The organism is Agrobacterium salinitolerans, from assembly GCF_002008225.1.
GTDB lineage: Bacteria > Pseudomonadota > Alphaproteobacteria > Rhizobiales > Rhizobiaceae > Agrobacterium > Agrobacterium salinitolerans.
The window spans coordinates 128028-147965 of the sequence record NZ_MRDH01000016.1; the positions used below are offsets into that span (position 1 = coordinate 128028).

Consider the following 19938-nt stretch of genomic DNA (forward strand, 5'->3'; position numbering starts at 1 on the left):
GGGTTTTACGAATGAGCCTCGCTGGAGATGTCGCAGAAGACGCTGAACTCCCCTCTACTCTCTATGATGGACTTGCCGGCTTTCGGCTTGCCATGCGGCGCTTCCTGTCGCTCAGTGGCGCTGCTCTCGCAAAAGCCGACGTCACTTCTCAGCAATACCAGGCCATGCTGGTCATCAAGACCGCACCGGAAGGGAAAATGAGAATACGGGATTTCTCGGAACTGATGCTCATCCAGGCGCATGGGGCGGTGCAATTGGTCGACCGGTTGGCGGCGGCCGGTCTGGTGGAAAGAACACCGTCACAGAGAGACAAAAGGAGCATTCTGATTAGCCTCACCCCAAAGGGCGAACACATTTTGCGAACGCTTGCCAGAATACATCTGGAAGGACTCTTGGCCAATCAAGACCTGCTTGTCGAATCCCTTGGGAAACTGCGCGATCTGAACGAACTAACCTAAAGGCTGCGTCACAACCGCGGACGATATGACCATTGAAGCGATATTCTCCATGGTAATCGCAAATGGAATCAGCCACAGCAATGTCAATACAGTGCCCGACACCCAAAACCATCGACCGAGCTCCAGCTGAGAGGAGCCGGTCGATTTTTTGCCAGGCTGAGGCGACCGCGCAAGTCGCCACGCCGCCCCTGCGAAAAACAACGCGCTGAAAAATCCACCAAATATAATGACAAAAATACTTGTCGCAGTGACGAGGCCGGCCAACAGCCTTAACCAGAGTGGCGTTACACTATCACCAGTCAAGGCAATCATCGTTGCACCGACAACTATGATTACCGGAGCGATTGGAAGCCACAAGATCAGCCAGCCGTAGGTTTCATCGAGCGCGCGGCCAGCAACCTTGATTGCAGCCAATATCCGAGTTGTTGTTGGCACCGCATGAAACACGACCACATCCTCCTCAGCCGATAGCCGCGAAGTATATCACGGGGTGACATAAAGCGGCAGACGCGGCCCGGCCGTACTGAACACATTTTGGTCACATTTAGGTGTTGCGCGACACGTATGGCGGGATAAAGCGACGAGAAACATGTTAGCCCGACAACAACGATTGACAAAACTGAAGAGGGATAACCGGCCGCACCGGAGTTCCCAAGCGGACAGATCGCTGATCAATCGGCTGGCGACCGCGCAATCTCAGGAGGCGCAGTCGTAATTCAGCTACTCATCGACGTTGTTATTTTGCGAGAAGTCCTTCTCATCACCGGCCTGAAGGATGTCAGCCCTTCCCAATGATAAATCCTGCGATACCCGAATCGGCCGTTTGTCTCTTCGATGCATCAGATAAGTGACGACACATTGATCGCCTCTGGAGCTTACCGACAGCAATCTGTCCGACGTCCCACGCATGAATGCTTCAGCGGCGGCGGCACAGTCAGTCTGGGCAACGGCTGGCGCACCAACCAAATTCAGCAGGGCGCACAAGACGAAAGCCACAGTGAGAAACCGAAGAACACAAAATGTCACGCACACCCATCAATCAGTGTGTCCGGCGAAACGCTTGCAGTTCATTCCGGTCGAAGAGGGCTTCACACACTTCCTGAATCATAAATCGTGCGGCGCTCGCGACCGGAGCCGATAGGGTTTCGCCCTGCCTGGCCGCATAGCCAATCCGCAAAAGACCTTCCAGTTCCGTTGAATTATCAATCAGCCCATCGAATTTTTCGAGAAAATCAGCGGGTAGGGTTCGAACTGCACCGCCCGGCCTTTCAATCAGGCCATGTTGCAAAAGTCGCGTTTCAAGCAACGAAGACAATTTTGCAATCTCACTGACGTCGTTCATCTGTTCCCCCCGAATGATACAGTCTCCCAACCGATTTTATATCACGACATGATATTTTTTTCAATGTCGAGTTGCTCGGCGAAAACCGGGTTCGGGTTGAGAGAGCGGGAAAATCAAATACTGCGACGGCCGACGCCCTCTGCAGGCCGTGATGACGCGCACCGAACGTTGAGACGAAAATCGTTGGTCACAGATTGCGGTCACGCTTTCGTGTTCGCCTCACGCTGTAACGTCACTCCCGGAAAGATCGAATACAGCCATACGCGGCCGATGAACGGTCTGCGGACATTCAAGAGGAGATCATTTATGAACCGTTCCACGCTCACCTTCGCTTTGGCAGGCTCACTCGCAAGCGCTGTCGCATCTGTGTCTTTTGCTGCGCCGCTGGCACCGGAAAAGATGGCCGGAAACGAGAAATGCTACGGCATCGCCCTGAAGGGGCAGAATGATTGCGCTGCCGGCGCCGGCACGACCTGCGCCGGAACCTCCACCATGGATTACCAGGGCAATGCCTGGAAGGCCGTACCCGCCGGCACGTGCACCACGCTGAACGTGGATGGCCACAAGGGCATGCTGGAGCCGTCTAAAAGCTGAGCCGCGACACCGGAGGCCCGCTTGCCGGGCCTCCTCCTCATCCGTCAAAACCGGGAGACCAGCAATGACCGTTTCAGCCGACCGCGCCACCGTCCTGCCACCCCGTGCTGGCCTCGGCCTCAAGCCGGAACACTACGACACTATCCTCGACGCAAGGCCGGATATCGGTTTTTTCGAAGTCCACGCGGAAAACTATATGGGCGCCGGTGGCCCGCCGCACCGTTATCTTGAAGCCGTTGCAGCGCTTTATCCCCTGTCGCTGCATGGCGTTGGCCTGTCGATCGGTTCGGCCCGTGACCTCGACACCGGGCATCTGAGACGGCTTCGCGACCTTATCGATCGTTACCGGCCGCAGAGCTTTTCGGAGCATCTGGCGTGGTCGACCCATGACACCGGTTTCCTCAACGATCTTCTGCCCTTGCCCTACACGGCCGAAACCCTGTCGCGTGTCGCCGACCATGTCGATGAGACCCAGCAATGGCTGGGCCGGCAAATGCTGCTTGAAAATCCATCAACCTATGTGCTGTTTTCCGAAAGCACCATCGATGAGGTGGATTTCCTCACCGCCATTGCCAGCCGAACCGGATGCGGGCTGTTGCTCGATGTGAACAATGTCATGGTCTCGGCGGTGAACCATCGCCTCGATCCGGTCGCCTATATCGACCGTTTCCCGGTCGAGCTGGTGGGTGAAATCCACCTTGCCGGTTATGACGAGACCATCGACAGCGTTGGAGACCGGCTGCTGATCGATGCCCACGGCACCGCCGTCAGATCCGATGTGATGGAGCTTTACCGGCACACGCTATCGCGCAGCGGCGCTTTGCCAACCCTGATCGAATGGGACAACGACGTGCCAGACTTTGCGACGCTTCAGGCAGAAGCGGTGCGCGCTGACATCCTGTTGAACGAAGCGGCCCTGAAAAGCCGATCCAGCCAGGCGGCGTGACCATGCAGTTTTACGAAAGCCAAGGCGCCTTTGCCTCCGCCCTGCTCGATCCGGACCAACCGCTACCGTACGGTATCACCACCGCGCGCGGTGCTGCCGATCCCTCGCGTTTTGCCATCTATCGCAACAACGTCTATGTCGGGCTGACGACGGCGTTGGGGCTACGTTTTCCAGTGACGAAACGGCTGGTTGGCGTTGAGTTCTTTGCCGGAATGGCCCGTGCCTATGCCGCCGACCGCAAACCGGCCTCACCGCTCATCATGCAGTACGGCGACGATTTCCCGGATTTTGTTGCGACTTTCCCGCCAGCATCGTCTCTCGCCTATCTCGCGGATGTGGCGCGGATCGAGGCGGCGTGGAGCACGGCCTATCACGCGGCAGACAGAGCGCCGCTCGAAGTCTCCCAACTCGCCGCCCTTTCACCCGAACACCTTCTCGATAGGGTGCTTATCCCGCATCCTTCGGCCCGGCTTGTGCAATCGCCGTTTCCGGCCGGCAGCATCTGGAACGCCCACCAGGGCGAAACCGTGACACCGCCTGTCGACTGGCGAGCCGAAACGGTGCTTGTCGTGCGGCCGGCCATGCAGGTCGAGATCAACGTCCTGCCATCGGCAGATGTTGCCTTCGCGGCGCGTCTCTTTGCCGGCGCAAGCCTTGGCGAAGCGGCTGAGACGGCTTTGGCCGCAACATCTTCGTTTGATTTCGGATCGGCCTTGATTGGCCTGATCGGCCTTGGCGCTTTTAGCGCCGTTGAACACCGTGAAGGGGACCTTCCATGACCACAGAACTTGCCTCCGCACGCAGCCTCGGCGGTTCGCTTGCAGCACTTCATCGCCACGCCGAATGCCTGCTCGCCTCCATTCCGCAATCATTGCCGCTTTTGGCACTGCGGTTTGGCTTGGCAATTCCGTTCTTCAAATCAGGACTGACCAAATGGGACGGATTTCTGACGTTATCGACCGGCGCCAGATATCTGTTCGAACAGGAATTCAGGCTGCATATCTTCGGCAACCTGATCCCCTACCCTATGCCGCTGGTCATGGCGGCGGCCTCGGGCATTGCCGAACTCGTTCTGCCCGTGCTGCTGGTTCTTGGCCTTTTCACCCGTTACGCCGCTTTGGGTCTGCTGGTGATGACGGCGGTGATCCAGCTTACCGTTCCGGATGGCTGGGCCAATTTCCATCTGCCCTGGGCTGCCATGGCGCTGACCCTCGTGGTCTATGGCGGCGGCCGGATAGCGCTGGATGCCCTTGTCAAATTGCGCCGACACTGACCGAACGTTGATCGTGGAACACCCCGGCCGCCTGAATTCCAGGGCGTGGTGCTGGCAACGTCGACCTTCGCAGGCATGGCCCGGCCCCCTTGTTGTTTCTCCTTGATGTTCATGCCTGGAAAGCTTCTTCCTGTCGCGTTCTCGAGACGACGCAATGCCAGAACGCATTTTTTTGCGGAACAATCTGTGGATGTTGAAGTTACCCTTCATCAGGAGGAGGACTATCCATGATCGCAAAAGCCATTTTAGTGGGGGCAGCCACTGCCTTGTCGACGCTTTTTTCCACCGTTGCGCTGGCGCAGACCGAGCTGACGATGTGGTATCATGGTGCCGGAAACGTTGAAGAGCGCAAGATCCTGACCGGCATCATCGAGGACTTCAATTCATCCCAGACAGACTGGAGGGTATCGTTACAAGAGTTCCCTCAAACCGCATATAACGAATCCGTCACCGCCGCTGCGCTTTCCAGCAAGTTGCCTGACATTTTGGATGTCGATGGGCCGAACATGCCGAACTGGGCCTGGTCCGGTTATCTGCAACCTTTAAAGATCGATGAGGCAAAGCTTGCGAACTTCCTGCCCGGCGCCGTGGGCAAGTGGGGAGACAAGCTCTATTCCGTCGGGTTGTGGGATGCAGCCGTAGCTGTATTCGCCCGCAAATCCGTTCTCGATGAAAATGGTATTCGTATTCCAACGCTGGAACAGCCCTGGACCGGCGAAGAGTTCAACGCGGCGCTTGAAAAACTCGCAGCCACCGGCAAGTTCGAATATGCGCTGGATCTTGGCATGGCCGATAAAACCGAGTGGTACAGCTATGCCTTCAGCCCGTTTCTGGAGAGTTTCGGCGGCAGCTTGATCAACAAGGAAAACAACCAGACCGCCGAGGGCGCGCTGAATGGAGACAACGCCGTCAGGTTCGGAGAATGGTGGCAGTCCCTGTTCGAAAAGAAGCTCGCACCGGGAACCTCGCAATCGCCTGCCGATCACGAAACCGGATTTCTGGAAGGTCGCCACGCCTTGCAATGGATGGGCAACTGGGTTGCGGTGAAGGCGCTGGAGAAATACGGCGATGATCTGTTGTTCCTGCCTGCGCCCGATTTCGGGAAAGGCCCGAAGATCGGCGCCGGGTCATGGCAGTTTGGCGTATCGGCCACCAGCAAGCATCCCGAAGGTGCATCGGCCTTCATCGAATTCGCCATACAGGACAAATATCTCGCGCAGTTTTCCGACGCGATCGGTCTTATCCCGGCCACGTCTTCGGCTGCCCAGATGACGAAGAACTACAAACAGGGCGGCCCGCTTGAGGTATTCTTCGAGCTGTCCAAACGTCAGGGGACATTGCGGCCGGTCACTCCGGCTTACGCCTTCATCTCGCCGGTCTTTTCCAAGGCTCTTTCCGACATTGCCAACGGCGCGGATGTTGCCGATACGCTGGATAACGCAACCGACGAGATAAACAATAATATAGAGCGCAATTCCGGTTACCGACCCAAATAGGGGCAGGTTATCGATGGCGCTCTTTTCTTCAAAGGGAAAACTGACCCGGGACAGCTTCACGGGTTGGTTCATGGCTGCCCCGGCGATGGTGCTGATCGGGCTGTTTCTGATCGCGCCCTTTTTGCTGGGGCTCGGTTTTTCCTTCACCAACCAGCGGCTGACATCTCCCAATCCGACCGAGTTTGTCGGCGTTGAAAATTACACCCGGCTGCTGGGGATCGGCGTGCTGACGCTCGAGCCGGAAAAAGAGGCGGACGGCAGCATCAGCCAGGATGCGGATGGCTCCGTCTCCTATCCGCGAATTCGCAATTTCACCCGCAACAATCCCGACTATCCCCATCTGGAAGGGATGCGGGAATATAAGAGCTTCACCTGGGGCGACAATCAAGTCGTCATTCTGGCGCGCGACGTCGTGTTTTTAACAGCGCTCGTCAATACGCTGGCTTTCGTGGCGGTCGTCGCGCCGGTTCAGGCGGCGCTGGCGCTGTTTCTTGCCCTGCTGGTGAACCAGAAGATACCCGGCGTCACGATTTTCCGCGCGATCTACTTCATGCCGGTGGTGCTGTCGGTTGTAGTGGTGGCGCTGCTCTGGCGGTTTATCTATGCAGCCGATAACGGGCTCTTGAACAGCCTTTTGGGCTACATGAGCTTCGGACTGTTTCAACCTGTCGACTGGTTGGGCAGAACCGATACCGCTTTATGGGCCATTCTGGTGATGTCGGTCTGGCAGGGCGTCGGGTTCCACATGGTCATCTGGCTCTCCGGTCTGCAAACCATCTCTCCGGATCTTTACGAAGCAGCCGACATCGAAGGGGCTAGTCGCTGGCAGAGGTTCCACATGATAACCTGGCCTCTGCTGCGCAACACGGCGGTGTTGATTGTCATCGTCATTACCATGCAGGCTTTTGCGCTTTTTGCGCAGATCGACGTGATGACCAAAGGCGGCCCTCGCGATTCTACACAAAGCATCGTCTATCAAGCGGTTGAGCGAGGATACCGCCAGCAGGACATTGCGGCCGGTTCCGCAATTTCGGTCGTGCTGTTCCTGCTTGTTCTGTGCATTTCGCTGACCCAGCGATACCTCACAAGGGAGAAGCAATGATGCGGGCCGGACAACGCAAAAGCCTTGGCTTTCTCATCGGCAACTATCTACTTTTGCTTGCCTTCGCGGCGATATTCATTTTGCCGCTGTTGTTCATGGGGTTCTCGTCGCTAAAACCGAACGACCAGCTGCTGAATGACGCCACGTCGATACGAGCCTTTCTGCCGGTCGGCGAGCTTTCGTTTGAAAACTATACAGCAGCTTTCGCCCGGGCGCCGATTGCGACCTTCATATTCAATTCGGTGCTGGTGACGGGCGTTACCGTATTTCTCGCCCTGCTGCTTGGCTCGCTTGCGGCCTTCGCCTTCACCTTCTTGAACTGGCGCGGAAAGGACGTTCTCTTCTCGATCATCCTCGCCACGCTCATCATTCCTTTTGAAACCATTGCCGTGCCGTTGCTGCTGGAAGTCAACAGCCTGCCATGGATTGGCAGCAACGGGTTTACCTGGGGATGGCTCAACTCCTGGCATGTGCAGATCATCCCATGGATCGCAGACGGGCTGACGATTTTCCTTTTCGTGCAATATTTCAAGGATCTCCCGAAGGAGTTGCTGGAGGCGGCGCGCATCGACGGGGCCGGCTGGCTGCGGATTTATGCGCAGGTGGTGATGCCGCTCAGCGGCCCGGTGATCGCAACCGCTGCGATCTTGAAATTTCTCGTCATGTACAGCCAGCAATATCTATGGCCGCTTCTTGTCACTCAATCCGAGACATACAGACCTGTCATGGTCGGGCTGCAATACTTTTTCCAGCTCAACACGCCCTGGGGTGAAGTCATGGCTTATCTGACCATCATCACGCTGCCGGTGCTGATTTTTTATCTCTGCCTGCAGAGACTGTTCATCTCCAGTATCGCAGCGAGCGGTATAAAGGGATAGCGCCTCATCCTGCACGGGGTGAAGGCCTGACATAAGGCGATAGTGAGAAATGAACTGGGACTTGCGGGAGCTTGCTGCATTCCATTGGCGCCGAATATTCTGGCCAACCCGGAGGCTGTTGTGTTTTCTTACGAACTTGAACGCTGAACGGCGCCGGCAGATCGTCGTTCCAGATTGACTGATCACACTGCCATTAAAATCGAATGTTTGACCGGGAAGGGCAGTCGCCCGAGAGTTGATCTTAAGCGCCCTGCGAGATTTGCCCTTCTCACATTCATGGTTTGCGCCGCTTTGAAGGATGAGGCCGATGAAAATGAGATTTCTCTGTGAGGCTGTTCTCGCCTTGATGTTTTCCACCGCAATCGCCTCCGCCCAGCAGGCGTCCGACACGGTGGCGCCGGAAAGGGCAACCGGGCTTGCCACCGCCAAACGTGTCGAGTCGAAGAACTTCATGGTCGCCGCAGCCAATCCGCTGGCGACCAAAGCGGGACGCGACGTGATTGCGGCGGGCGGCAACGCCATAGATGCGATGGTGGCGGTGCAGACCGTGCTGGGCCTCGTTGAACCACAGAGCTCCGGTCTCGGCGGCGGCGCCTTCCTTGTTTATTACCACGCAGAAAGCGGCAAGCTGACAACGTTGGATGGCCGGGAGACGGCACCGATGGAAGCCACGCCAAAACTCTTCCTGGATGAAAATGGCCAGCCGCTTAAATTCATGAACGCGGTCATCGGCGGCCGTTCCGTCGGAACGCCGGGAACGGTGCGACTTCTGGAGGAAGCTCATAAACGCTATGGCAAGGCTGAATGGGCGAGCCTGCTGAAACCGGCGGAAACGCTGGCGACCGAGGGCTTTCAGGTGTCGCCTCGCCTTGCCTCTCTGATCGCGTCCGAGGGTGACCGGCTGAAGACATATCCAGAGGCGCGGTCCTATTTCTTTGACACCGCCGGGGCCGCGTTGCAGGCTGGTACTTCGTTGAAAAATCCTTCCTATGCCGAAACGCTTGCAATGATCGCCAAAGGCGGTGCAGATGCGTTTTACAAGGGGCAAATTGCCGAGGCCATTGTCAAAACCGTGCGCGAGGCGGCCGACAATGCCGGCGTGCTGTCGCTTTCCGACCTTGCCAATTATCGCGTCATCGAACGCGAACCTGTCTGCTTTATCTATCGTGCGCTTGATGTTTGCGGCATGGGGCCGCCATCTTCTGGCGGTGTCGCCATTGGCCAGATACTCGGCATGGCGGAGAACTTCGATCTAAGCTCGCTGGGGCCCAAAAATGTCGAAAGCTGGCGCATTATCGGCGATGCGCAGCGTCTTGCCTTCGCCGACCGCGAGCGTTACGTCGCTGACGCCGATTTCGTGCCGCTACCGGTCAAGGGCCTGCTCGACAAGGCCTATCTAGGCGAAAGGGCAAGCTTGCTCGACGGCGAAAAGGCCTTGGCCAAAGATGTCGTCAAGGCCGGCGAGCCGGAATGGGACCATGCGCTGCTTTTCGGCCGGGATGCCGCGCTTGAGTTGCCCTCGACGAGCCATTTCGTCATCGTCGACAGGCAGGGCAACGTTGTTTCGATGACGACGACGATCGAAAGCGGTTTCGGCTCGCGTCTGATGACGAATGGCTTCCTGCTCAATAACGAATTGACGGACTTTTCCTTCAAGACCCACGATGGCGGCCTGCCGATCGCCAACCGAGTCGAGCCCGGCAAACGGCCGCGCTCTTCGATGGCCCCGACTATCGTGATGAAAGATGGAAAACCGCTGCTCGCTATTGGTTCGCCCGGCGGCAGCCAGATCATCGGCTATGTGGCGCAGGCGCTGATCGCCTATATCGACTGGGGCATGCCGGTTGAGGCGATCGTCGCCCAGCCGCATCTCATCAACCGGTTCGGCACCTACGACATCGAGGCAGACACCAGCGCGGAGGAGCTGGCAGGACCGCTGAAGGCGCTGGGTTACGAGGTGAAACCGGGTGAGATGAATTCCGGTTTGCATGCGATCGAGCTGACCGCCCAGGGTTTGGCCGGTAGCGCCGATCCAAGACGCGAAGGAGCGGTTCTCGGGGACTGAACACACCTATCGTGGCATTCGAGCAAATCCCTTTGCGAGAATGGGCCCGGTGGGCCTGCCGGTTGGCGAACCACCCGCCTGCTCGAGGGTGATTTCGTAGAGCTGATCGCTTCTGGGAGCCGGCAGAGCCGGCCCTTCTAGCTTTGCTGAACGCACACCCTCGATCAATCCGAGAGAAACGGGGCCGACCTCCTTCGAAGGTAAGGTCCACAACTGAATCGTCTTGTCGCGCGGCACTGCAAAATCAGCCAGCATCCGCACGGTTGCCTTCTCGTTTCCAAAATCCTCGACAACAGCCTTAACCTGACCGTTCTCATCAAGGAGCACGGCGATCACGAGCGGATCGATCGGGCGGGTAAGGCTGAAGGCCAGACCCGCGGCCAGGAGGAAACTCGCGGCAATGGCAGAGAGGGCGATGCCACGCCAGCTGTTAGACCTATTGTCGTTTGCTGTCTTGGGCGACGTAGCGTATGCAGCGCCGGTCTGCGGCAACAGGCGGGTTTCAATTTTTTCCCACAGGTCGTCTTTGATTGCGGCAGGTTCAACAGTGGTATCGAGGGGAAGAAAACGCTCGCGGCTTCTGGAGACTGCCGCCCGCAGAGCATCATCATGCACGAGTGCAGCTTCAATAGCCTCGGCCTCGAGAGCGTCCAGCAATCCCAGAACGTAGTCGTCGGCAAGATCGGGAATGTCTTTGCGATCAAATTTCATGCCATGCACTCCCGCAGAGCGATAAGCCCTCGCCTGATCCAGGATTTTGTTGTTCCCAGGGGAATGCGAAGCCTGCCGGCGATTTCCCCATGGGAGTATCCCGCGACATAGGCCATCAGGATTCCCTGGCGTTTCGTCTCATCGAGACTTCCGAGACACTCATAGAGCCGCGAATTCCTGTCGAGTTTCTGCCAGACTGCAACCACCTCCGTTGCTTCTTCACCATCGCGAAGCATCTCGACATCCTCAACGATGAGCTCGCGTCTCGTATCACGGACAAGATTGAGTGCCCGGTTGCGAACGATCGCGTAAATCCATCCTCGTGCCGATCCCTGGTCGGCACGGTATTGATGAGCATGTGTCCAGATCCGAACAAAGCTCTCCTGAACGACCTCCTCGGCCAGTTCGCGCCGCTTGACAATGCGTTGGGCGACCGCGACCAGACGTCCGGCCTCGCGATCGAAAATCAAGCGCAAGGCGCTTTTATCGCCTTTCGCGCAGGCTGCAAGCGCCCTGTCGAGATCGTTCGGCACAGGGCCCGTCTGCATTTGAATCCTTTCCACTCGTGATCGAAAGCACCGTCAACTGTGCATAATACCCATCAGACAGGTTAATGGATGCACTTAAAAAATAATTTTTCCTGTCTGCATCCAAATGCGTTGCCCCCCGTGTCCTAGAGACGGAAGCGTTCAAACGACGCCTTCCGAATGGCTCAATTCACGGGAGAAACACATGCGCACTATCCGCCTCACTCTTCTCGCCTCAATGGCCCTGACGGCATCGGCAGGCATTGCCGTTTCAGCGCCGGTCCTTGGCCTCATGGGAGACAAGACCCTCGTCATGTTCGATACGGAGAAGCCCGCAGTTACGAAGTCGATGGATGTGACTGGTGTAGACAGGCTTGTCGGCATCGACTTTCGTCCGGGCAACAAGACCGTCGTCGGTGTGACGCCGGATCATAACATTGTCACCATCGATCTCGAAACCGGCGCTGCAACCGAGGTCGCCAAGATGGACAAGATGCTTACCCTTGCCGATGCGCCGGTTGTCGTTGATTTCAATCCTGCCGCTGACCGTCTGCGTTTCATGACGGGCACGACAAATCACCGCGTGCATCCCGATACCGGAGCCGTCACGGTGGATGGCGCACTCGCTTTCGAGGATGGCGACATGCATAAGGGCGAAACGCCAAACATCGTCGCTGCGGCCTACACCAACTCGACCGGCAAGCCCGAGAAAACGGCAATGTACAATATCGATGCCACCATCGGTGCCCTGATCCAACAGACAAAACCCAATGACGGAACATTGAAGGCGATCGGCAAGCTCGGCCTGAAGGAAATGCCGGCAAACTATGCCTTTGATATCCAGGGAGAAGAAGGCGGCAAGAACACTGCCTATCTCGCCGCGGGCAAGATGCTTTACACCGTCGATCTGGAAACAGGCGCTGCGACCGAAATTGGTTCCATTACCGGCGCCGAGGGTGAGCTGCGCGACATCACCGTTCTCCCCGCAATGTGAGCCTTTGTCGCGACAATGAAAACGTGAATGAAAGGGCTGCCCCCTGAATGGAGCCAGCCCTTTCCATCTGCACGGCCGAAAGGGTTACATTTCGGTAAGCAGGACCTTGTCTATGACGTGAATGACGCCGTTCGGCTGCTTGATGGCAACGATCTTGGCGTCACCCCGTAAATTTAATAGTTGCAGGAAAACATAGTCCAAGGCGCAAAGAGAACGTCTTGCCATTCGGTTATAATTCTCATTCTTCCGCAGGAAGCAGAGGCCAGGCGAAACATTCTTGTTACGCCTGGTTTTTGTTCAGCAGCGCTGCCGTATGTCGTAGCCTGGCCAAGTCTTCGTCAATCATTGCAGTTGCTTCAGAACGCTTGAGAGCGCTTGCCGCGTGCAGCATTGCAATCTTCTTGAACTCCGCATCGCCGAATTTCGATAGGGTAAGAAAGGCTTTCTGTAATCGAAGCCCGACTTCGATGATGGACGCCCCGTCTCGGGCGATGGGCAAGAAGAGGTCATCAAACAGGTCTTCAAGTCGAATTGGGGTAACGAAGAGCCGAGGATGCACCACCTTTGTTTTGCTGTCCTGCAAATCCCAGACGGACAGCACGCGTATCGCTCGGGAGATCACATCAATCGCAGTGCCGGGATCGTTGATAGCCGGTGAAAGCGCTCTGGAGGCAATTTCAGACAAAACCGCAGCCCCGAAGCGAGGATCCTGATCGAACGACCTGACATTACCAATAGTAAAAGCCGAGGCGATACGCTCGTAAACATTGTCATGAACCTCACCGTTAACCCAGGCCAGCGGAGTGTTGGGTGCAACCAGCTTGCCCGCTATCGCGACAATTAAAATGTCAAAATCGAACTCCTCGGCGATCTCGGAGAGAAGCGTTGCATCGACGTGTTGAACGTAGCCAACCTCGTTCTGGTGAATGGGCGTATTGGGCTCTCCTAATCTCGGGTCACCCTCAAGCAATCTGTGGCCGCCGAGATTTGGCGTTTCCACCCATGCCGTCAGTGCTTCAATCGTTGTCCGTTCAACCCGCTCCGTGGTTTCGGTCACTCGCCCAAGTCGCGAAAGATGATCAATCCAGCGCAGCAGCGTGACGATAATGAGAACGATCACGCCTATGGTGACCACAAAAAGGATGAGGCGTCCGCGATCCCCGTATGCACCTGTCGTAAGCGCAATTATTCCGACCAGACTGAACAGGAAGGAGCCCACGAAGGTAGCCAGCACATTCTGTGTCGTACTGTCTTCCATGACCAGTTTCGTGGCTCGCGGCGTGACGTTGGTGGTGGCCGCGGAATAGGCGGAAACCATTGTGCTCAATGAGAAAGTCGTTACCGTCAACATGCTGGAGGCAATAATACCGAGAATCTTGTCAACGGCGTCCGCGCCTATTTTTGTTGGCAGTTCTTGCGGGATGTAAGGCGAAAGCGCGACGGCAAGCAGAGCAGTCACGACACCAGCCATGGAAAAAAGCGTTGCCCTGAACCATATCCGTCGAACGATCTGGCCCAGCCACCACCGCCACTTTGACTTCATCACTCGCCAGCTCCCTTCAAAAGCGACCACCCGGACCGTCGCTTGTGCCGGGTGGTCAAAACTCGTGCAATCCGAACATTATGCCGTGTGTTCCGGCGCGCCATGGACGAGCTGAAACTCCGGCGAGTTGACCAGATGCAGGTAGCGTTCAAATTGAATCAAGACATCGCTGATGATCTGATCCTGCGACATGCCCATCAGATCGTAACCGCTATTGCCGCTGGAGAAAAAGGTTCTCGCTTCGTATCGAAACTCTGCCTCGCCTGCGCGGATGGTGGTGAAGCTTGCAACCCGATGTTTCTGGACCGATACACCATAGATAAAGTCACGGACGTCAGACGCAGGAGATCGAAGGGTGACAACGCCGGCTCCCTCCCGATCTACCTCCGTCGGCCTCCCGCGCGACTGAAGTTCGGCAGCAACCTTGTCAAGCGCGGGTGCGACCTTGTCATCGATGAAGATCGCAACTTCTCTCTCCGTCGTGGTGCTCAGCATCAGAGCGAGCCTTCGTTGCCAGGTCTGACCAGAAGCGGGCTCCGCGGGCCCAACGTTTCGGCTGCTGTGCACCTCACGCTGCGCTAAATCCTGCTGCATTCCAAGATACAGCGACACGACCAAGGCCAGCATTACCACGGTAAAAGGCAATGCGCTGGCGACGGTTGCGGACTGCAACGCGGTGAGACCACCCGCCATCAGCAGGCATGCGGCAACGAGCCCCTCCATCGAACACCAAAAAATCCGCTGGCCCGTTGTCGTTTCCGTTTCACCGCCAGCGGCGATGGAATCCACCACGAGCGCCCCGGAATCAGCCGAAGTGATGAAGAATATGGAGACCAGCAGAACCGCCAGTGTCGAAGTGACGCCAGAAAGAGGCAAATATTCGAAGAAGCGGAAAAGGCCTACGGAAACGTCGTTCGAGATGGCGGCGCCCAGAGCGCCCGCGGCTACACCTGTATCAATGAACATTGCCGTGTTGCCGAAAACCGTCATCCAGAAGAATGTAAAACCGGCCGGGATGAACAGCACGGCAGCAACAAATTCGCGCACGGTTCTTCCGCGAGATATCCGCGCGATGAACATTCCCACGAACGGCGACCAGGAAATCCACCAGGCCCAATAAAACAGCGTCCACGAATCGATCCAGGGCGTGGGCTCGTAGGCGTAAATGTTGAAGGTTCGCAGGACGATCGTATCGAGATAGAGGCCGAGATTCTGCACGAAGTCCCGGAAGAGCTGTGTCGTCGGTCCGGCGATCAGCACGAAAAGCATGAGCAGTACGGCGACAACCAGATTGGTCTCCGATAATATTCTCACGCCTTTATCCAGGCCTGTCACAACCGAGATGGTGGCCATACCGGTCACCACGACAATCAGGACAAGCTGTACGCTGGTGCTGATCGGCAAGCCGACAAGGTGGTTGAGGCCGGCATTGATCTGCGCGACGCCGACCCCTAGCGATGTCGCAATGCCGAACATGGTGCCGACAATCGCAAAAATGTCGACCGCGTGTCCGATCGGGCCGTTAATCCTGTTCTTCAACAATGGATACAAGCCTGAGCGAACTGTCAGCGGAAGGTTGTAGCGGTAACCGAAATAGGCGAGCGACAAGCCAACGACGGCGTAAATCGCCCAGGCGTGTATGCCCCAGTGAAAGAAAGTCACAGTCATCGCTTCGCGCATTGCCGCCACGCTTTTCGGTTCGGCGGTCGGCGGCGCCATATAGTGGGTCATCGGTTCGCCAACGGCATAGAACATGAGACCGATGCCCATCCCGGCGGCAAACAACATCGCAATCCACGACAGGAAACGGAAATCGGGAACTGAATCGTCCGGTCCCAGTTTGAGCTGGCCAAACCTGCCGAAACACAATAGCAGCATCGCCGCCAGAAATACGCCGACAGAAAGCAGGTAGAACCAGCCGAAAGCGCCGAGAATGGAACCTTGAATGATACCAAAAAGTGCTTCCGCCTGGCCGGGGAGCACGATACCGATGGCGACGAACAAGGTGATGACAATCACCGACCCGTAGAACACCGGCGGATTGATGATGAACGATTTCATAGCTGCAATGGCCTTCCCTTATGCGTATGAGCAGATGGATTTTAAATATGCTCTTTGATTTTACCCCAAGTTTCGGCAAAAGATCATCACAGACTGGACATCTTCCGCTGTTGGAGAATGCGGAAACGACGATTTGGCTCCATCTTCTTCGTCAATAGCGTTGCCGCCTTGCCGCATGACGCGCCTTTTGCTTGGCATTGACCCGGTCTTCACTCGCGCCTATCCGTTAGAAATGATATTCACGACAAAAACCAGAAGGTCCGTCTCGTCTCGTCTCGAAATCTTGCAGATGAAGTTGCGTCGTATCGAGCGCGGGCGCGACACATGGGCACTTCGTTGGCAAGCTGTGCTTGCTGTTATCGATGTCAGCATCATCTCGTTCTTCATTTTCGGGCCATTTTTGCGCAGCGGGCCTTCCTATCTGATCATTGATTACATGATCGCGGTGTGGATACTTGCCGAACTGTTCGCACGCGCATTCGCAACTGGCTCTTTAGGCGCGCTCCTCAAGAGGCCGATGACTTGGATTGATCTTGTTATTCTTGCCACGTTGTTGTTTCCAAACGCGCTTTTCAATTTTGCTTTCCTGAGGGCGATGCGTCTCTGGGCCGTGGGCGAAAGCCCGCTCTTCGCCGTCATCCTGAAACGGCTCGGTTGCCATCACTACAAGGACGTTGCGCGCGCATCACTTAACTTCCTCGTCTTCCTGTTCATGGTGACAGGATTTGTCTACACGACCTTCTTCTATCACCAGAGCGGTTTAGTCGGCTTCATCGACGCCCTTTACTTTACGGTCGCGACGATGACGACGACAGGTTTCGGCGACATTACGCTTCCTGGACCTCTCGGAAAACTGACCTCCGTGGTTACGATGATTGTCGGTATTTCTCTCTTCGTCAGGTTGGCGCAGTCGATCGCGCGCCCCCGCAAGGTACTCTTTCCGTGCGGAAAATGCGGACTGCAAAGGCACGAGGTTGACGCGGTCCATTGCAAGGCCTGCGGACACCTGCTCAACATTCCAAACAATAATGACTAATACGCGTCCTTACTGACTCGGCGTCTGTGGCAATCACTACTTAGGTCGCTCTCCAGTCGAGGCGCGCGGCTTCATGATGGACTTGCTTCGGAAAAGTGGAGAGGTTTTCTTGAGTTGAAAGGAAACCGTTATGACGAAGAAAGTGGCCTCTACGAAAGAATACGAGCGTGAGGCTGTTCGCGTGGCCGAAACGAACGGGCGTACGCGGCGCGAGATAGCTGATGATCTTGGAATCGGGCTGTCGACACTGACGCGATGGCTTAGCCGAAGCGGGGATGTGGCTATGGATGATCCCGGACGTCGTGAAGGCGATGAAGATAAGGCGGCTGAACTCAAACGGCTGCGGCGGGAGAATGAGATTTTGCGTCAGGAGCGGGATATTCTGAAGAAGGCGACGGCTTTTTTCGCCAAGAAGGGAAGTCGAGGAGGCCCCGCTTCATCGATCAGGCGAGAAAAGAGGTCCCCGCACATCGCCACCGCTTCTGAATGGCCATATCGACTGGACGATGATCAGTCAGGCCCGTGGGATCGAAGCCCAGCTGACGGCAGAACTGAAAAAGCAGCTCCGGCCAGGCTTGGATGCAATCATCCGCTGGCTCGGCGCACCACCAACAGCCGAAGAACGACGACCGCCAAAGTCGACAGTTAGCTCGGGCAAGATGGCGCCCGCCAGGAAGGCAGCTTCTGCATCCTCAACCAGGAAGCTGCAATGCGCGGCAACCGACGGTGCCTTTGCCCGGTCTGCGTCGACACAGCGCGGGCCTGCACCAAAAGCAATAAGGCCCTTTCCCGGAAGCACTATTTGAAGCGACAAATGATCCGGCGAGCTTTCAGGACGCATTGATATACCATATGTGTCGTTTCGGTGACACATATTGGCAGCTCCACCGCGCTGTTGTTCATCTGGATGAGACATTCGATAACAAGACGCTGCTATCCTGGATGCAGGGGGAGCGCGTGCCCTGCTCCGTTGCCAGCTTTAATATCCTGCGCCGCATTGAGCGGCGCTATCGGTTGCAGGAAGGATATTTCAAGGACAAGCTACCGCACCAGGCGCGCTCGCTTTATGGTCATGATCTCGGCGATATCAGCCCGGTTGAGCGATGGCGCTTGTAGCTGACTGGCGAGGTGTTCATGCATGTGCGTCTATCGCAACCGCTCCTCACAAGGCGTTACCGTGACATCGCCCCATCGAGGGCCGTCAAGAAGCGTAGCGTGTCGTCGTCCAGCCCTGGGCGGCGCTGCGCCGCAGCGCCTCATCTAGCGATGTCGCGGACGTTAGCACGGCCACCGAAATAGCAGTTCTCCGTCTTGAACGGAGACAAACGCGGGGCACCGTAGTTTTCTCGCGCGCCTACGACAATCTAAAAATTCGTCGCAATCGACGCAGTCGCCGACAGATCAAAACTCGGTAATCAAGAACAAGCGGATGAGATCCAACGCCTACAATTCGGAGCAGACACCGAAGGCTGATAAATGTGAACATGCACGGGGCTCAACCCCGTGCATGTAGTGAGCCAGTTGACGCCTTCAACTGCCAAGCATGCCCGACAGCTTGTAGATGAGAAGTCCGCTTGCAGCCAGGATGGACAGAAAACCGCAGACGCCGAGCACGTTCTGAAAAGGCTTGTTGCGCAGCGTGCCCATCTCCCGACGATTGGAGATGATCATCAGCAGGCCCGCCAGGAACGGTGCCACCAATACCGTCATTGCCTGGGCGAAGATAATCAACTGGACACGTGACCCGGGTGCAAGCACGACCACCAGAGCGCCGAAGGCGAGTACGCATCCGACCAGAATTTTCGTCCGCAGGGCATCGAACGAACCGCCCCAACCAACGCCATCGGAGAGTAGCGTCCCGCCCGCGGTTGAATTGGCGAGCATGGACGAGAAGGCGGCGGCGAAGAAGCCAAGGACAAAGAGCGTGCTGCCGACGGACCCCGCCAACGGTTGAAACACATTGGCAAGCTGCATCAGTGTCTGCACACGCTCCCCCGTATGGCCGAGCACAGCGGCCGCGACCATGATCACGAGGCAGGTCATTATGCCGGGCGCAATAATGCCCGGGAGCGTGTCGGTGACCGTCGAGTCCCGGTACTGGTCGGCGCGCGTCCCCTTGGCACGCGTAGCGTAGCTGGTGAAGAACGCCGCATTGATGGAGAAGTTTGTCCCTACAAGGGCGATAATCAGGAGTTGGGCGCCTGGGGGGAAGCTTGGAATGACACCGGTCGCGCTGGCGACCCAATCGGGTCGTGCGAGGATGGCACTGCAGACAAAGCCAATTGCCATCATCGCGACGAGAGCAAGCAGGATGCGCTCCACAACGCTGTATACGTTGCGCATCAGCAGGATGAACCCGACGGCAAAGCTGCAAACGAGCGTCCACAGGATCGATGAGCCCCCAAAAAGCATGGAGAGCGCAAGACCTGAACCCGCGGCATTTCCGACGGAAAAGCAAAGAGTAATGAAAAAGACACTGATACCGGCCAGCACACCGACGGGCTTGCCCAACGTGTCCTTGATCGTTTGAATTACAGAGCCGCGGGCGATGATACCGATACGCACGCTCATGTCGGTGAAGGCGATCATCAAGATCGTCGACAAGACGATTACCCAGATCAGTGAATAGCCATAGGCGCTGCCAGCCTCCACGGCCGAAGTCAGATTGCCGGGACCAAACTGCCAGGCGCCAGCAACGAAAGCCGGACCTATAAGGGCCAGGCGTTTGCTCCAGGTCAAGGCAGACGGTTTCGAATTCTCGACAGCTGCGGCGCGCATGGCCGGCAGCACGGAATCATTTTGCTCACGCACAGGCGTGTCCTCCTCCTCGAGCCACATACACACTTCGTCCTCCCGAAACGTGCGGTGGCGTGACATCCAACTTGATACAGCTCCTTCACGCTGTGCGTCGA

19 protein-coding genes and 2 pseudogenes are annotated in these 19938 nt (G+C 56.8%); 13 read left to right on the plus strand and 8 right to left on the minus strand.

The window, feature by feature from the left end:
* Positions 1–11 precede the first annotated feature (11 nt).
* A complete protein-coding gene (locus BS627_RS12715) occupies positions 12–458 on the plus strand; it encodes a MarR family winged helix-turn-helix transcriptional regulator (protein WP_077983590.1) in 447 nt (148 codons plus the stop codon).
* On the opposite strand, the gene BS627_RS12720 is transcribed toward BS627_RS12715, so the two are convergent.
* Together BS627_RS12720 and BS627_RS12730 are read right to left on the minus strand one after the other, a co-directional pair.
* Positions 450–905 (minus strand): hypothetical protein, encoded by a 456-nt coding sequence (locus BS627_RS12720; RefSeq protein WP_131829418.1) that lies wholly within the window; start codon positions 903–905, stop codon positions 450–452. The two genes, BS627_RS12715 and BS627_RS12720, sit on opposite strands and share 9 nt — an antisense overlap.
* A gap of 592 nt (positions 906–1497) precedes the next feature.
* A complete protein-coding gene (locus BS627_RS12730; protein WP_077983593.1) occupies positions 1498–1800 on the minus strand; it encodes a hypothetical protein in 303 nt (100 codons plus the stop codon).
* Positions 1801–2106: 306 nt separating this feature from the next.
* Between BS627_RS12730 and BS627_RS12735 the strand changes: the two genes are divergently transcribed.
* From BS627_RS12735 to ggt, 8 genes are all read left to right on the plus strand, one after another.
* On the plus strand, positions 2107–2394 hold the full coding sequence (locus BS627_RS12735) for a BufA1 family periplasmic bufferin-type metallophore (protein ID WP_077983594.1): 288 nt from the start codon (positions 2107–2109) through the stop codon (positions 2392–2394).
* A gap of 64 nt (positions 2395–2458) precedes the next feature.
* Positions 2459–3340, plus strand: coding sequence for an MNIO family bufferin maturase (bufB, locus tag BS627_RS12740; protein WP_077983595.1), 882 nt, complete (start codon positions 2459–2461; stop codon positions 3338–3340).
* Complete coding sequence (locus BS627_RS12745) at positions 3337–4119, plus strand: HvfC/BufC N-terminal domain-containing protein (RefSeq protein WP_193600483.1); 783 nt, start codon at positions 3337–3339, stop codon at positions 4117–4119. The genes bufB and BS627_RS12745 overlap by 4 nt, the downstream gene beginning before the upstream one ends.
* Positions 4116–4613, plus strand: a complete 498-nt coding sequence (locus tag BS627_RS12750) for a DoxX family protein (RefSeq protein WP_077983597.1) — start codon at positions 4116–4118, stop codon at positions 4611–4613. The genes BS627_RS12745 and BS627_RS12750 overlap by 4 nt, the downstream gene beginning before the upstream one ends.
* A gap of 227 nt (positions 4614–4840) precedes the next feature.
* Entirely contained in the window at positions 4841–6109 is a 1269-nt protein-coding gene (locus tag BS627_RS12755) for a sugar ABC transporter substrate-binding protein (RefSeq protein ID WP_077983598.1), read from the plus strand.
* A 13-nt stretch (positions 6110–6122) separates the two neighbouring features.
* Positions 6123–7211: a carbohydrate ABC transporter permease gene (locus BS627_RS12760; RefSeq protein ID WP_077983599.1), complete on the plus strand. Its 1089-nt coding sequence runs from the start codon at positions 6123–6125 to the stop codon at positions 7209–7211.
* On the plus strand, positions 7208–8089 hold the full coding sequence (locus BS627_RS12765; RefSeq protein WP_077983600.1) for a carbohydrate ABC transporter permease: 882 nt from the start codon (positions 7208–7210) through the stop codon (positions 8087–8089). Before BS627_RS12760 ends, BS627_RS12765 begins: the two co-directional genes overlap by 4 nt.
* Positions 8090–8396: 307 nt before the next feature.
* Positions 8397–10154 carry a gamma-glutamyltransferase gene (gene ggt, locus BS627_RS12770; RefSeq protein WP_077983601.1) on the plus strand — a complete coding sequence of 586 codons (1758 nt, stop codon included), beginning with the start codon at positions 8397–8399 and terminating at the stop codon, positions 10152–10154.
* A 6-nt stretch (positions 10155–10160) separates the two neighbouring features.
* On the opposite strand, the gene BS627_RS12775 is transcribed toward ggt, so the two are convergent.
* Positions 10161–10865, minus strand: a complete 705-nt coding sequence (locus BS627_RS12775; protein WP_077983602.1) for an anti-sigma factor — start codon at positions 10863–10865, stop codon at positions 10161–10163.
* Positions 10862–11413, minus strand: coding sequence for a sigma-70 family RNA polymerase sigma factor (locus tag BS627_RS12780; protein WP_077983603.1), 552 nt, complete (start codon positions 11411–11413; stop codon positions 10862–10864). The genes BS627_RS12775 and BS627_RS12780 overlap by 4 nt, the downstream gene beginning before the upstream one ends.
* A gap of 184 nt (positions 11414–11597) precedes the next feature.
* Here BS627_RS12780 and BS627_RS12785 point away from each other — a divergent pair, with 184 nt between their 5' ends.
* On the plus strand, positions 11598–12386 hold the full coding sequence (locus tag BS627_RS12785; RefSeq protein ID WP_077983604.1) for a DUF4394 domain-containing protein: 789 nt from the start codon (positions 11598–11600) through the stop codon (positions 12384–12386).
* A gap of 84 nt (positions 12387–12470) precedes the next feature.
* Here the strand turns inward: BS627_RS12785 and BS627_RS24560 are convergent, their stop codons facing one another.
* The 3 genes from BS627_RS24560 to BS627_RS12795 all read right to left on the minus strand — a co-directional run bounded on the left by BS627_RS24560 (position 12471) and on the right by BS627_RS12795 (position 15990).
* Positions 12471–12611: a hypothetical protein gene (locus BS627_RS24560; protein ID WP_165691239.1), complete on the minus strand. Its 141-nt coding sequence runs from the start codon at positions 12609–12611 to the stop codon at positions 12471–12473.
* 55 nt (positions 12612–12666) lie between these two features.
* The gene (locus BS627_RS12790; protein WP_077983605.1) at positions 12667–13929 is read right to left on the minus strand and encodes a DUF2254 domain-containing protein; all 1263 of its coding nucleotides are present in this window, start codon (positions 13927–13929) and stop codon (positions 12667–12669) included.
* Between the two features lie 78 nt (positions 13930–14007).
* Positions 14008–15990 carry a BCCT family transporter gene (locus BS627_RS12795; RefSeq protein ID WP_077983606.1) on the minus strand — a complete coding sequence of 661 codons (1983 nt, stop codon included), beginning with the start codon at positions 15988–15990 and terminating at the stop codon, positions 14008–14010.
* Between the two features lie 289 nt (positions 15991–16279).
* Here BS627_RS12795 and BS627_RS12800 point away from each other — a divergent pair, with 289 nt between their 5' ends.
* The 3 genes and pseudogenes from BS627_RS12800 to BS627_RS25000 all read left to right on the plus strand — a co-directional run.
* Complete coding sequence (locus BS627_RS12800; protein ID WP_420836197.1) at positions 16280–17026, plus strand: potassium channel family protein; 747 nt, start codon at positions 16280–16282, stop codon at positions 17024–17026.
* 130 nt (positions 17027–17156) lie between these two features.
* Positions 17157–17500, plus strand: a pseudogene (locus tag BS627_RS24835) (helix-turn-helix domain-containing protein); the annotation flags it as partial.
* Positions 17491–18139, plus strand: a pseudogene (locus BS627_RS25000) (hypothetical protein); the annotation flags it as partial. The pseudogenes BS627_RS24835 and BS627_RS25000, both read left to right, overlap by 10 nt.
* A 417-nt stretch (positions 18140–18556) precedes the next feature.
* Here the strand turns inward: BS627_RS25000 and BS627_RS12815 are convergent.
* Positions 18557–19864 carry an Nramp family divalent metal transporter gene (locus tag BS627_RS12815; protein ID WP_205635500.1) on the minus strand — a complete coding sequence of 436 codons (1308 nt, stop codon included), beginning with the start codon at positions 19862–19864 and terminating at the stop codon, positions 18557–18559.
* Positions 19865–19938 lie beyond the last annotated feature (74 nt).

Excerpts from the sequence above, each read along its gene's own strand:
- BS627_RS12715 (WP_077983590.1), top strand. The coding sequence starts at position 12 with ATGAGCCTCGCTGGAGATGTCGCAGAAGACGCTGAACTCCCCTCTACT.
- BS627_RS12730 (WP_077983593.1), bottom strand. The coding sequence starts at position 1,800 with ATGAACGACGTCAGTGAGATTGCAAAATTGTCTTCGTTGCTTGAAACG.
- BS627_RS12735 (WP_077983594.1), top strand. The coding sequence starts at position 2,107 with ATGAACCGTTCCACGCTCACCTTCGCTTTGGCAGGCTCACTCGCAAGC.
- bufB (WP_077983595.1), top strand. The coding sequence starts at position 2,459 with ATGACCGTTTCAGCCGACCGCGCCACCGTCCTGCCACCCCGTGCTGGC.
- BS627_RS12750 (WP_077983597.1), top strand. The coding sequence starts at position 4,116 with ATGACCACAGAACTTGCCTCCGCACGCAGCCTCGGCGGTTCGCTTGCA.
- BS627_RS12755 (WP_077983598.1), top strand. The coding sequence starts at position 4,841 with ATGATCGCAAAAGCCATTTTAGTGGGGGCAGCCACTGCCTTGTCGACG.
- BS627_RS12760 (WP_077983599.1), top strand. The coding sequence starts at position 6,123 with ATGGCGCTCTTTTCTTCAAAGGGAAAACTGACCCGGGACAGCTTCACG.
- BS627_RS12765 (WP_077983600.1), top strand. The coding sequence starts at position 7,208 with ATGATGCGGGCCGGACAACGCAAAAGCCTTGGCTTTCTCATCGGCAAC.
- ggt (WP_077983601.1), top strand. The coding sequence starts at position 8,397 with ATGAAAATGAGATTTCTCTGTGAGGCTGTTCTCGCCTTGATGTTTTCC.
- BS627_RS12775 (WP_077983602.1), bottom strand. The coding sequence starts at position 10,865 with ATGAAATTTGATCGCAAAGACATTCCCGATCTTGCCGACGACTACGTT.
- BS627_RS12780 (WP_077983603.1), bottom strand. The coding sequence starts at position 11,413 with ATGCAGACGGGCCCTGTGCCGAACGATCTCGACAGGGCGCTTGCAGCC.
- BS627_RS12785 (WP_077983604.1), top strand. The coding sequence starts at position 11,598 with ATGCGCACTATCCGCCTCACTCTTCTCGCCTCAATGGCCCTGACGGCA.
- BS627_RS24560 (WP_165691239.1), bottom strand. The coding sequence starts at position 12,611 with ATGGCAAGACGTTCTCTTTGCGCCTTGGACTATGTTTTCCTGCAACTA.
- BS627_RS12790 (WP_077983605.1), bottom strand. The coding sequence starts at position 13,929 with ATGAAGTCAAAGTGGCGGTGGTGGCTGGGCCAGATCGTTCGACGGATA.
- BS627_RS12795 (WP_077983606.1), bottom strand. The coding sequence starts at position 15,990 with ATGAAATCGTTCATCATCAATCCGCCGGTGTTCTACGGGTCGGTGATT.
- BS627_RS12800 (WP_420836197.1), top strand. The coding sequence starts at position 16,280 with ATGAAGTTGCGTCGTATCGAGCGCGGGCGCGACACATGGGCACTTCGT.
- BS627_RS12815 (WP_205635500.1), bottom strand. The coding sequence starts at position 19,864 with ATGTGGCTCGAGGAGGAGGACACGCCTGTGCGTGAGCAAAATGATTCC.